Below are 12,429 nucleotides of genomic sequence, written 5' to 3' on the forward strand. Positions count from 1 at the left end.
CCGGCTTTTGTCATATTTGTATCTGGACCCTAGTCTAGGGTGGGTCCTAGACCTGTTATTATGGAAAAATAATTGGTATTAAGTTTTATATTTCCAAATTAGCACTATTTGTGTGTTACTCCTATATAGTAGAATGGTTTTAATAATAGGCGACAATATTGGAGGAGTGAAATGAAAGAATTCAGGGATACTTTATTTTCCATTCAAGATAGTCAGAAAAAGCTGATCAAGGAATATCAGATACTAATCGAGGAATATGAATCACATGATCTGATTCGTGAGAATGAAGTGATCCGTCAGAAGCTTGAGGAATATAAGCTACGAGTTAACTCGTTACAAGCTAAATTGAAGCAAATGGAAACGGAGAACGGTGGATTACGTCAAGCTCTAACTGAACAAATGATCGACGAGAAGATGAATATGATTGGGGTTTCGAGAGAAAAAGTGAATACTTATTTCGGAACGAAGCAAGGCGCTCATATGAATCGGTTGGAGGCTGTGGAATATAAGGTTAAGAATGACCTTCAGCAATTGTATGACCGGGCTCAGCGCCATTTAGGTGATAGTAAAGAACAAATAACGGCGAAGCTGGAAGCAGTATCTACTGAATTGGAACAACGATTATGGCATCACCGTCAGCAGTTGGCAGATACGGAGAAGCGGATTCATCATGACAGTACAAGTGCATTGGATCAGTTAGCAGCGGAAGATATCAGCGAAGAAACGATGCAACGAAGAATCAAACAGAATCAAATCGAGATGAAGATCGGATTGAACTGGATCAACAAAATTGGCATTCTCCTCATTATTTTTGGGGTAGGGGCTGCTTTCAAATTTTCATATTCTACATGGTTTAACGGATACATGAAGGGGAGCGCCTTCTTCTTGCTGGGAGCATTAATGCTTGCGGGAGGGGAGTGGTTGTTTCGCAAAGGGAGAGGAACCTTTGCATTAGGGTTACTTGGTGGTGGAATTTCCGTATTGTATGGGTCGATCTTTTACAGTTATTTTCTACTGGAGATTATCGGTATCTATACAGGGTTAGGCCTATCGGTACTGGTGACAGTAGCCGCGGCCTTGTTATCGCTAAGATATCAATCACGGACCATCTGCTCGTTGGCGCTGGTTGGTGGCTACTTACCATTGTTCTCCTATATGCAGGCATTTGGCCTTCAAGGAAATGCAGTTTACATAGCTATGTTTTACTTACTTCTTTTAAATGGCTTCATGTTATTGATTTCAGTTAGAAAGCGTTGGGTCATTGTGAATTACATCAGCTTTCTATTGAATGCTCCTTCCATGCTGGCATTGATATCGCGTGGTGAGAGCGAATCTATAAGTATGATTTATGCCATTATTACATTCCTGATGTATCTTGGCATCACGCTGTGGTATCCATTTAAGTATCGTTCGAAGCTATCCTGGTGGGACTTCTCCCTACTAGCGCTCAATACAATCATTAGTTGTGGAACCTTGTACACCCTGTTAGCTGATGCTAAATTGAACGATTTTAAGGGTTTGCTGGCATTGATTTTCTGTTTGGTTTATATGGCGCTAGGTCGACTTGCATTTAAATATCTGGAGCAGGAAAAGGAGGCAAGACTGCTATTCTATGGGACTTCGCTTACATTCGCGCTGCTTATGATTCCATTCCAGTTCGGCATCCAGTGGGTAGCACTTGGCTGGCTTATCGAGGGAATGATCTTAACGATATTTGGTAGTCGTAGCTTATCTAAATCATTGGAGAGAGTCGGCTGGGGAATCGTAGGGTTGTGTCTATGTGCCTTTATACTTACTGATCTAGGCAATTATTTATTTATGGACAGGGAGCATTTTGCTCTGAAATATAGCTCGATCTCTATAGGGTTGTTACTCATTTCATTGTATTATGCATACCGTCATAGGGAGAAGGAGGCTTTCCTGAGCCACAAGCGGTGGGAGATCACGATCATTTCCGTGTCTAAATATGTAGCCCTTGTTAACCTATGGTTCTATTTACTATATGAACTGAACCAAGTGTACCGCTTGATAGTGCCTCAAGACTTTGCCCAGTATGGGTTCTATCGAACATTACTCATTGCCTTTATTACAATACTTCTCGCATACTCAGTAACCAAGGTAAATGTGTTATATGACCAATTCGTCAAATATTACAGCTTATCCCTCAATATGGTGGGGTACTTCCTCTGTATATGCGTGACTTTATTTATTCCGACGCTGCAGTCTGATTATAGTCAGAACACGCTGTCGCATTATCTGGCATTGTTTATACTAATCGGCTTTAATGTGTTTGTATTTTTAAGTGGTAGAGATTTACTCATGACGTTGATTCGCCGGGAATTTAAGAACATAGAGTTATATTCCACGATTTTGGGAGTTTATCTGCTGGGCATCCTTACTGCTTTCTTGAGTATCCAATTCCGGCTTGGGGATGTTGCATTGGTATTCAGTCTGATGTATCTACTGCTTGCCATCTCCTATATCATGTACGGCTTCCGCAATAAATACGTATATATTCGGCGAATGGGGCTGGGTTTAACGTTATTTTCCACGGGAAAAATGCTGTTGTACGACTTGAGCTACCTAACTACCGGTAGCAAGATCATTGCCTATTTCTGCTTTGGCCTGCTGCTACTTGCCATATCTTATATTTATCAGAGAGTATCAAGTAAGATGGGGGAGCATCATGAGAAAGAAACAAGCGTTGATTCGCAAGGGTAAGGGTATTCTGATCGTAGTTGTGACCTTACTAGGGAGCCTTTTCTTCTATGTAGGTGATGGGGTCAGCGTACATTCTGCTGAACAAGATGGGCAGCAAGACTGGCAGTTCTCCAAACCGCTAAATTTCGAAGCAAATGGCAGTTCATACCGCGCTGTGTTTCTAGATGAACAAGTATATGCGGGTGCGACCCAAGATTTAAGGGACCTGAGGATCGTGGACGGGAAGGGACAGCTTGTTCCATACTACATCGATAGCGGCTACGAAGAATCCGCAGAACGTCAGGTGAAGTATGCCTCTGAACTAGTAGGTACAGTCAAGAAAGAAAAGGATACCTCGGTGCTAGATTTCAAGGTGACCCCTCTTGGGGAGCATGTAGATATCCAAGGGAATATCTTGACGATATCTCTACCACAGGATTATTTTCTGAAGCATGTAGAGGTGTTCGGGAGTTACGACGCAGCGGCATGGGAATTTGTACAGAAGGGTGATCTGTATAGGACCGAATCGCTGAAAAAAGACACGATCGACCTGAGTGATACGTATACCTATAGTTATTACCGTTTAAAAATATTAAACAATGTAGAGGGCTTAGATTTCTCTCAACTACAATTGAGTTACAACACCTCGGCCATACAATGGCAGGATTATCAAAAAAGTGCCAAGCCAACTTATGAAATGAAGCAGAAGCCTGGCTCCACGGATATTATCATACAGAACGCGGACCATTTGAAGATCAAAGAGGTGCAGCTTTTGGCTGCAGGGAATTTTAAGCGAAACTATGAGGTATTAGGTCCGGATGAGGAGCACATCGAAACAGAAGGAGTTGCGGAGTTGTTCCGCCTGAATTTCAAAGATGCGACTATCGCTGACACTACGATCACTGCGGCTCTGCCGATTACCTCATCTAGTTTCAAAGTTAGAATCAACAATCAGGATGACTTGCCGTTAGATATTTCAGATATTCAGATTAAATATAATCTGGATAAGGTTGTTTTTGAAGACCGAGGATCTGAGTCTTATCATTTACTGTATGGAAATGATAATGTAGTCAAACCACAGTATGATATCGTGAACTTTAAAAGTCATATCGAGCAAGAGGGTGTGGCGCTTGGATCACTTGGAGAGCAGATGGTTATATCAGAGGAGACAAAGGAACCTGCCCCAGCGCCAAAAGGGTTCGCATCGAAGCCGTGGTTCAGCGGAGTGATTATCGTGATCTCCGTGGTGTTAATTGGGCTTATCGGTAACAAGCTGAGACGAACCTGAACTGGAATGTCTCCATTTAATTTACGGCTGAAAACAAAAGTAATAGGTAATGGATTGAAATAACGGGAGAATTTCCAGTTATGTCGAGGAACAAATCGTTCACTCTATCATTTAACTGGAGGTTCTCCCGTTATCGTTTGGTAAAACGCAGCATCTTGTCTTATAAGTTATCCAGTAATCATTCTTGGTTCATACACTTCCGAAAGCTGGCACGTGTAGACCCGGGATTATCGGGGTTGGCTTCATTCGCGGAGATGGAGCAAAATCCAGTAATCCTGCCATGAGCGGAGCGATGGCTAGTTGTGGGATGGGTTCCTCATACACTCCAGGCTCAAAGGGTTGCCCGATTCCATATAAAGCAACCTCGCGTTCTTCTGGTGTGGTTCCACCGTGTTGTCCTGATACAGTCATCCCGTGATCTGCTGTAATGATTATGGTATACCCAGCAGCGATCCACTGGGGCACAGCCAAGGCTAGAATACTATCTACAATGCGTACAGAACCCTCATATTCCTTGCTTCCGCCCCCAAAGCGATGCCCGGCATCATCAATGTTCATCGAGTGCACATACAGAAAGTCAGGATTGTAGGTTTGTCTCAGGAATTCAGCGTCAGCAAACAGATGCGAATCTGGATAATGATCCTCGAAATAGAACGATCCGTGCATAATCGGAAGCTGTTCATCATGCTGGTGACGATCCCGCAGGGGATTGAACGGCGCCTTATTGTAAAGCTCACTCACCCAGTGATAAGCCGCGGCGGCGGTGATGAGGCCTGCATTTTTTGCAAGATGAAATATGCTTTCCTCTCCACTAAGTCTTACAACCTGATTGGAGGTAATTCCATTCTCACACGCGGGTGTTCCAGTTAATAATACTTCATATAGAGGACGTGACAAACTGGGAAGCTCGGAGATTACTTTGTAGCGGGCGGCATGCCCTGATTCGACTAGATGTTCTACATAACCCAACCATTGTGTAGCCCCTTGATAGCGGAGTCCATCCAGAACAACAGTAATCAGACGAGCCCCAGCTTCCGTTCTTTTTCCACCCATTCCACTATTACCATTTTGATTCACCATAATTATATTCTCCCTTCCATAGTCTCAAGCCTGTATCCATCTCATTTGGTATTCATTCAGCACGGGAAGCCAGGTCTCAGGAGGAGGTGTGTTACTGATGATGATATGTGCGGCTTCCAGCGGAATGATCTGTACGAAGGCATCATGACCAAGCTTACTATGATCGGCAAGCACAATGACTTCATCTGCCGATTCGGCAAACAGCTTAGACATACGGGATTCATGGATATCGTAATCGCTGACTCCTCGCTGCGTGGTTATCCCTCCAGCAGAGAGAAATGCCTTATCTACAGTGAATTGCTTCATCATCTCTTCTCCCGTTACACCTGAGAGTGATTGCTGTTCAGGATTTAATTCTCCTCCGATGACAATAACTCTTCCCGTAAAACGGCCCATATTCAGCGACTCCATCAAGCAAAAAGACACGGCGAGTGAATTTGTCAGGATCGTAAGACGCTGAAGACCTTGAATCGCTTTTGCGAATTCTAGTAAGGTAGTACCGACATCGACGGCAATGGTGTCACCGGATTTAACTAGCTCGGCTGCAGCCTCACCAATCCGTTGTTTGATATCTATCCGCAGTGCCTGACGTTGGAGATATGGAGGCTCAAAATTACTATATTTTTGCGGAATAGCACCACCATAAACACGTTTCAGCAGACCGTCGTTCTCCAATTGCTTCAGGTCCCTTCGCACGGTTTCTTCTGAGACGCCAAGTCGTTCGGCGAGGGACAATACTTTTACTTGCCCAGCACTTCTTAGCTGTTCCATAATGATCTGCTGACGTTGCTCTGCCAGAATGGACAAGAATCAGGCACCATCCTTCTCCAAAGGAATGCATTGTGAAGTATACACACATAGCGTAACCTCTGATTGTTCACTTGGCCGAAAGGTCCCCTGACCAGCAAGTACATCGACAGACAGCAGAACACCTGCCGACTCCACGCTATATCTGAGGATGTTACCGAGCATAATCATGGATATAACTTTACCTTTCCAATACAGCGGGACATCTCCACCAGTCAGCGCCGGCGTTGGGTAACCAGCGGTTATAGTGGCACTGATCATTTCGCTAGTGCTAGCCATGTTCCATGCAGACTCTGCCCCTTCGCCTGGCAGCAGGATAATGGACTCAGGACGGATAGCATAGCTTGTACCCGGTACCCGGACCAATCCGTTCAATAGCATTGCTTGATCCGGTGTCAGCACATTATAGTTGCCTATGAATCTCGCTACAAACTCAGTGCGTGGGGCTGAATAAATTTGTTCTGGACTACCCTCTTGAACAATGACTCCATCTCGCATAACACAAATACGATCTGAGATCATGAGTGCTTCCTCTTGATCATGAGTAACGAAGATCATCGTCATCATTAATCGTTTCTGCAACTGACGGATTTCCATTCGCAAATTTTTGCGGATTTTCGCATCAAGTGCGCTAAGTGGTTCGTCCAGTAGCATTAGCTTCGGTTGCATAGCTAGGGATCTCGCAAGCGCTACTCGTTGTTGCTGCCCGCCGGACAGTTCATGCGGATAAGCATTACTTTTCTCCGATAGATCGACGAGCTGCAATAACTCATTTACGTTCTTCGTCCGCTGCTCCTTGGGGATTTTTTTCATCTTTAAACCGTACCCGATATTCTGGCTCACATTAAGATTAGGAAACAGCCCATATGACTGGAATACCATCCCTACTTCGCGATCGCGGGGAGCGAGGGGAGTGAGTTCACGTTCATCCAGTATAATAGATCCTTCTTCAATCTCGGTTAACCCCGATATGCAGCGAAGTAGGGTACTTTTGCCGCAGCCAGAAGGGCCGAGCAGGGTAATCATTTCACCCTTGGCTGCATTCAAGTGAATATCGTGAAGTACGGTGTTGTCGTTAAATTTCTTAGTAATACCTTTGAGCTGAAGATAACTCATAGTCGGAGCCCTCCTTTCATTAAGTTGCCTATTTTGGTTAAGCCAATCGAAACGAGCAATATAAATGAAAAATAAAGAATGGCGATCGTACTAGCTAAGTGCCCGCTTTCCGCGAGTCGTTTATATAAATAGATCTGAACCGTCTCAATTTGACCGCCAACCAGCATGTTGGTCAGTACAAACTCACCAAAGAGCACCGAGAAGGACAACAGGATCGATACCGTCACACCAGGCAAAATATTGGGGAGGATCACGGTACGGAAGGCAGTTATTTTACTCACACCGAGCATTTCAGCGGCATCCAGTAGCGCAGGGGCATCTACAGTCAACATACTGTTGCGCAGCCCTTGGTACATATAAGGTAGGATGGCGACAAAATAAGCTCCGATGAGAATATAAGCTGTGCCGGAAATGGCGATGGGGCCACTGGAGTAAGCACGAATAAGTCCCACAGCAGCAACAATACCCGGAATCGCATAGGGGAGAACCACCAAACTTTTGAACAGGAACTCCCAGCGTGGAAAATAAACGGTGACGATAAACACGGTCGGTAACATGACAACCAGACTGAGTAGGACACTAATGCCACATAGATAGAAGGAATTCCATAACGATTCTAGAAATCTGGCGTCGAGCGACATCTGTCGAAACCAATCTAGCGTCCACGTCTCCGGTAGAATGGTATGATCCCATTTGCCAGCAAAAGCGTACAGCGCTGTTGCGATTAATGGGAGCAGCAAATATACCAGCAGGAAGCCGATGAGGATGCGGTGATATCCCATTTTACGAGTCATGCTGATTCCCTCCCGGATAAGGATGTCTTATTTATAGGCGCTCTCTTAGTGGATAGGAATCTTGTTTTACGTTTCGACTGAGGGGACTCCGAAGGCCCAGCCGTAAAAGCGGCAACCTTACGAGTCATCATGCTGTTGATCCACACCGCTGCTATGGAGGTGACAGCCAGTAATACGGCAAGTGCTGAACCTAGCTGTGGCCGGGTGACGACATCCCCGGTGACCAGCGAACTGATTCTCACAGCTAGCAGATTATAGTTGCTACCAACGAGGGCGTAAGCCGTAGCATAAGCACCCATCGCATTGGCAAACAGGATGCCTAGTGTACCTAGTAAGGCCGGAGCGATACAAGGCAGTCCAACTGTAATCCAGAATTTAGCGGGGGAGGCACCTAGTAAATAAGAAGCTTCACGCCACTGCTCACGAATGCCATAAAAAGAAGGGTAGACGAGTAGAATCGCCAGTGGAATTTGGAAATACACATAGACCAGTGTTAATCCCGACCAACTATATAGATTGAATCCAGCAAAGATATCCCAGCCCCATTCATGGAACAGCAGGGTGAAGATGCCGTTATTTCCAAGCAGAATAATATAAGCGAAAGCCAGCGGAATTCCCGCAAAATTGGAGGTCATGTTAGACATCAATAGCACCCGGTTTCGGACTGCTGGGGAGAAGCGGGTGATAGAATAGGCAGCTAATGCGCCGATTATGATCCCTGCTAGACTGGAGAAGAATGAGATGAGCACGCTATTCTGAATGGCTTTGAAATAAAAAGCGTTAGTCAATGCCGTTACATATTGTTCTAAACTGAAGGCATTACCATCATCGTTCATGAAACTTCCAGTTAACATGGAGAGAACAGGCACTAGCAGGAACCCTATGATTAACAGGGCAAATGGCAGTAGTCCTAACAGGACCCATGCACGTCGCCCACGTTTCTTTTTCACAATAAATCACCACATTCCTGAAATAATGGACTATGCAAAATAACAGAGAGCGCCCCCTCGCGAAGGCGCTACTGTGAGCTCGATTAGCTCTGGTTACCTGTATCTGGTGAGTAGAATGAGATTAGTTCAAATGAACAAGAATACGTTCCTGCCAAAGTTGTGGTAAAGTCTTTGCTGTTTCTTCCCATACTTTGTAATCGCCTACGGGTTTAGCATTCGTATATTGATCTGCTGGGAGCAGTTTGGCAGCTACATCTTCTGGAAGCTTAACGCTCGCACGAATCGGTCTAGCATAGCCTTTGGCCAAATTGATTTGACCTTCATCACTGAGAATGTAATCTCTTGTCAGCTTAGCTGCATTAGGGTGGGGTGCATATTTATTAATAATGGTTGCGTAGCCACTTACAACGCTACCTTCCTTAGGAATCGTTACATCGAAGCGATCCTTGTCAAATTGGTCCCGGTATCCAAGGGAGTTGAAATCCCAGAGAATGGTTACAGGTACTTCACCCTTCTCGATATTTGCGGGAGATGCTTCAGAAAGGGAGATACGTTTTTGTTTTGCTAAATCTTCGAAAAACTTAATGCCAGGCTCAATATTACTTTCATCCCCACCAAAAGCGATTGCTGCTGCAAGAACAGCCATTTGCGCTTGTGCCGCTTTGGTTACATCTCCGACAACGATTTTATAATCGCCGTTCTTGAGATCTTCCCAGCTTGTTGGTGCGTTCTTGACTAAATTTTTATCTGTTAGAAAAGAGATGGTCCCTTGGTATCCTACAACCCAATGACCGTCGGCATCCTTGCCCCAGCTAGGAATTTCATCCCAATTAGCCGTTTTGTAAGGTTGTGTTACGCCTTGTGCAACCGCTACAGGACCAAAGGCTACCCCGACATCGCCGATGTCAGCAGTTGGCTTATTCTTCTCCGCATCGAACTTAGCGATTTCCTCAGCACTAGACATGTCGGTATCTTGATGGTCGATTCCATATTTTGTTGTGATGTCGGACCAGGTGTCCTTCCAATTTGCCCAGCTATCAGGCATTCCCACACTGACAACCTTGCCCTCTTCCTTAGCTAGCTTAGTTAACTCTTCAAGACTGATCACCTGACCAGTGGAGTTTCCACCTGCCGAAGCAACATTTGCCGTGTCTTTATTTCCCCCCGAGCAAGCTGACAGAACCGTAACTAGCGCAAGTGTCAGAACGACCCCCGTACCCTTTGACCATCTCTTCTTCATGGATTGTCTTTCCTCCCAAACTGAATTTGTGGTTTTTTTTCTGTTTGTTGTTGTTTCTGTCTATATTTAACTTTAGTGGGTTATTGTTTTCCCAGTTTTAACGTAGAGCTTGTAGTATGTAAAAGTAGTATTTCACCTTGTTCTTAGCGACCTATCAAATATATAGTTAGTATATATCCACTATTTTCCATAAAGGAGATGTCCCATGAGAAAATTGAAATGGATCACCGTGTTCATTCTATTAATGGCAATGATAGTAACTGGGTGTATGTATAATGGACCTAAAAACTCAATAGGTAGTATGGGACAGAATGAGGGGAAAGCTTTTGTTTGGCCGGAATCAACGCCATCAGAGCAGGGGATGAACCAAGAGCGCTTAACACAAGCGGAAGAGCAAATCCTATCAAATCATAGAAGAATAGATAGTCTGCTTATTATCAAAAATGGTTATTTGGTGTATGAGAAATATTTCAATGGGAAAAGCGGTGAGATGACAACGGGTGTGTTCTCCATTACCAAAAGTATTATTTCCGCCTTAACTGGAATTGCCATAGAACAAGGGTATATTACGGGGACTGATCAGAAATTATCTTCGGTGCTAACGGAGATGTCGAAGCAATCGGATAGCCAGAAAATGAATATTACAATACACGATGCACTGACACTGTCAGGGGGGCTTGCGTCCGTTGATGATGATTTTGAGAACTGGATTCAAAGCCCAGATTATCTTCAATTTGCAATGGATAAGCCCATGGTAAGCGATCCGGGAACTGTTTTTAAATATAGCACGGGTCTTCCGCATATGCTGTCGGTGATCTTGACTCGAACTACGGGTATGTCTACGAAAGAATACGCGGATCAAAATCTGTTTGGTCCATTGGATATTGTGAATTACCAGTGGCAGCAGGACTCTACTGGGATGTACAACGGTGGTACAAATTTATCGATGTTGCCGAGGGATATGGCGAAGCTGGGATATCTGTACCTGCAACATGGAAAGTGGAGAGGAGAACAGATTATACCTGAAGCCTGGGTGGACGAATCTACGCGCAAACAAATCAATGTAGATGCTGATAATGACTATGGTTATCTATTTTGGTTAAAGATGATGAGCGATGGACAAGGGAATAAGATATCCGCTTATGAGGCAGTTGGTTATGGAGGGCAGCACATTCGGGTAATTCCAGAATTGAATACGGTGGTTGTTATTACCTCAAATATCGCATCCTCCGAGGTATCTGATCCTAATGAATTGATGGAGAAATATATTCTCCCTGCACTACGTTAATAATCAAGAACTATATTTATCCTCACGAAAAAGGGATACTCTGTCGCGGTTTGGACAGTGTATCCCATTATTAGTAGATCTATATTATTTAAGTGGTCTGGAGAATCGTCCGAGTATTTCCGTGGACTGGACCACATTCATAAAAGCTTGATTGTCAGTTTCCGCAACCGTCTTGCGGACGGCGGCTAACTCATAACGGGTTGTCACCGTCATCAGCATATGATTCTCTTCTTCGCTGTACCCACCTTCACTATGTACGCAAGTAATCCCATGATGAAGCTTACGTAATTGGCAGAGCATCTGATCTTTTTTCTTGGTAACGATAAAGCAGGTGACCTTAATATGTCCGACATGGATCATGTCTACGACTTTCCCTTTGACAAAGGTGGATAGCATGGAGTAAAGCGCAAGGTCCCAGCTTTTGTAGAATCCCAGAGCTAGAATAACAGCTCCGTTAAGGATGAACAGAATGTTCCCCATCGGAACATCTCGTCTACGGGTTACAATCGATCCAACGATGTCAAAACCTCCGGTTGAACCACCAACACGAAGTGAGTAGCCAATACCTGCGGCAGAGATGATTCCTCCGAACACAGCGCCGAGAATGGGGTCTTTGGTTACTTGGACTTGAGGGATAATCGACATGAACCAGGAGGTACTGACGACGGAGATACAGCTTAGAATGATATACCGTCTTCCTACAGATTTCCAGCCCCATATGATGAGAGGGACATTAATAATGAAATACAGGATAGAAATATTCCAATTTGTTAAATATCCGACGATCGACGCCACACCTGTTACTCCACCGGATAGAAGCTGATGCGGTATCAGAAACAGATTGACTCCGGCAGCGACTAGAAGTGAGGATATAAGAATAATAGCAACTTCTTCGGCAGGTTTGAGGGAAGCTTTGATCGGTTTACTTAGGAGCGGTGGATATTTATCGAGATTCATATCGCCTTAGCCTTCTTTTCTGAGATAGAGTATGTAATAAATTATTATTATCAGCTTAAATTATCTTTTTTATCGACGTACCCTACTATAATATTTATCACCAAAATTAACAATTTAATTAGGCTGGAAATTTACTCACCCAAATGAAGATTATAGTATTGTTTCCAAAAGACATAACAAATATCTCCTTTTCGATGCGAATTTAACAG

Annotated in this window: 10 protein-coding genes; 3 read left to right on the forward strand and 7 right to left on the reverse strand. The window is 44.3% G+C overall.

The features are described 5' to 3' along the window. Positions 1–171 precede the first annotated feature (171 nt). Both IEW05_RS17935 and IEW05_RS17940 read left to right on the forward strand, forming a co-directional pair. Complete coding sequence (locus IEW05_RS17935; protein WP_188541221.1) at positions 172–2,721, forward strand: DUF2339 domain-containing protein; 2,550 nt, start codon at positions 172–174, stop codon at positions 2,719–2,721. Further along, the gene (locus IEW05_RS17940) at positions 2,687–3,988 is read left to right on the forward strand and encodes a DUF3999 family protein (RefSeq protein WP_188541222.1); all 1,302 of its coding nucleotides are present in this window, start codon (positions 2,687–2,689) and stop codon (positions 3,986–3,988) included. Before IEW05_RS17935 ends, IEW05_RS17940 begins: the two co-directional genes overlap by 35 nt. Positions 3,989–4,177: 189 nt before the next feature. Here IEW05_RS17940 and IEW05_RS17945 read toward each other — a convergent pair whose 3' ends face one another. From IEW05_RS17945 to IEW05_RS17970, 6 genes are all read right to left on the reverse strand, one after another. Then, a complete protein-coding gene (locus tag IEW05_RS17945; RefSeq protein WP_229753476.1) occupies positions 4,178–5,068 on the reverse strand; it encodes an alkaline phosphatase family protein in 891 nt (296 codons plus the stop codon). Between the two features lie 24 nt (positions 5,069–5,092). Further along, positions 5,093–5,875, reverse strand: coding sequence for a DeoR/GlpR family DNA-binding transcription regulator (locus tag IEW05_RS17950; RefSeq protein ID WP_188541223.1), 783 nt, complete (start codon positions 5,873–5,875; stop codon positions 5,093–5,095). 3 nt (positions 5,876–5,878) lie between these two features. After that, on the reverse strand, positions 5,879–6,991 hold the full coding sequence (locus IEW05_RS17955; protein ID WP_188541224.1) for an ABC transporter ATP-binding protein: 1,113 nt from the start codon (positions 6,989–6,991) through the stop codon (positions 5,879–5,881). After that, the gene (locus IEW05_RS17960) at positions 6,988–7,785 is read right to left on the reverse strand and encodes an ABC transporter permease (protein WP_188541225.1); all 798 of its coding nucleotides are present in this window, start codon (positions 7,783–7,785) and stop codon (positions 6,988–6,990) included. Before IEW05_RS17960 ends, IEW05_RS17955 begins: the two co-directional genes overlap by 4 nt. Then, a complete protein-coding gene (locus IEW05_RS17965; protein ID WP_373285844.1) occupies positions 7,782–8,735 on the reverse strand; it encodes an ABC transporter permease in 954 nt (317 codons plus the stop codon). The genes IEW05_RS17960 and IEW05_RS17965 overlap by 4 nt, the downstream gene beginning before the upstream one ends. A 121-nt stretch (positions 8,736–8,856) precedes the next feature. Then, positions 8,857–9,975: an ABC transporter substrate-binding protein gene (locus IEW05_RS17970; protein ID WP_188541226.1), complete on the reverse strand. Its 1,119-nt coding sequence runs from the start codon at positions 9,973–9,975 to the stop codon at positions 8,857–8,859. A 205-nt stretch (positions 9,976–10,180) separates the two neighbouring features. Here IEW05_RS17970 and IEW05_RS17975 point away from each other — a divergent pair, with 205 nt between their 5' ends. Next, a complete protein-coding gene (locus IEW05_RS17975; protein WP_188541227.1) occupies positions 10,181–11,263 on the forward strand; it encodes a serine hydrolase domain-containing protein in 1,083 nt (360 codons plus the stop codon). A gap of 84 nt (positions 11,264–11,347) precedes the next feature. Here the strand turns inward: IEW05_RS17975 and IEW05_RS17980 are convergent, their stop codons facing one another. Continuing rightward, positions 11,348–12,220: a YitT family protein gene (locus tag IEW05_RS17980; protein ID WP_188541228.1), complete on the reverse strand. Its 873-nt coding sequence runs from the start codon at positions 12,218–12,220 to the stop codon at positions 11,348–11,350. Positions 12,221–12,429 lie beyond the last annotated feature (209 nt).

Origin of the sequence: Paenibacillus segetis (genome assembly GCF_014639155.1) — a bacterium.
Taxonomy (GTDB): domain Bacteria; phylum Bacillota; class Bacilli; order Paenibacillales; family Paenibacillaceae; genus Fontibacillus; species Fontibacillus segetis.

What these genes read in the sequence shown, in the direction of transcription:
- IEW05_RS17935 (WP_188541221.1), top strand. Translation starts at nt 172, where the DNA reads ATGAAAGAATTCAGGGATACTTTATTTTCCATTCAAGATAGTCAGAAA.
- IEW05_RS17940 (WP_188541222.1), top strand. Translation starts at nt 2,687, where the DNA reads ATGAGAAAGAAACAAGCGTTGATTCGCAAGGGTAAGGGTATTCTGATC.
- IEW05_RS17945 (WP_229753476.1), bottom strand. Translation starts at nt 5,068, where the DNA reads ATGGTGAATCAAAATGGTAATAGTGGAATGGGTGGAAAAAGAACGGAA.
- IEW05_RS17955 (WP_188541224.1), bottom strand. Translation starts at nt 6,991, where the DNA reads ATGAGTTATCTTCAGCTCAAAGGTATTACTAAGAAATTTAACGACAAC.
- IEW05_RS17960 (WP_188541225.1), bottom strand. Translation starts at nt 7,785, where the DNA reads ATGACTCGTAAAATGGGATATCACCGCATCCTCATCGGCTTCCTGCTG.
- IEW05_RS17970 (WP_188541226.1), bottom strand. Translation starts at nt 9,975, where the DNA reads ATGAAGAAGAGATGGTCAAAGGGTACGGGGGTCGTTCTGACACTTGCG.
- IEW05_RS17975 (WP_188541227.1), top strand. Translation starts at nt 10,181, where the DNA reads ATGAGAAAATTGAAATGGATCACCGTGTTCATTCTATTAATGGCAATG.
- IEW05_RS17980 (WP_188541228.1), bottom strand. Translation starts at nt 12,220, where the DNA reads ATGAATCTCGATAAATATCCACCGCTCCTAAGTAAACCGATCAAAGCT.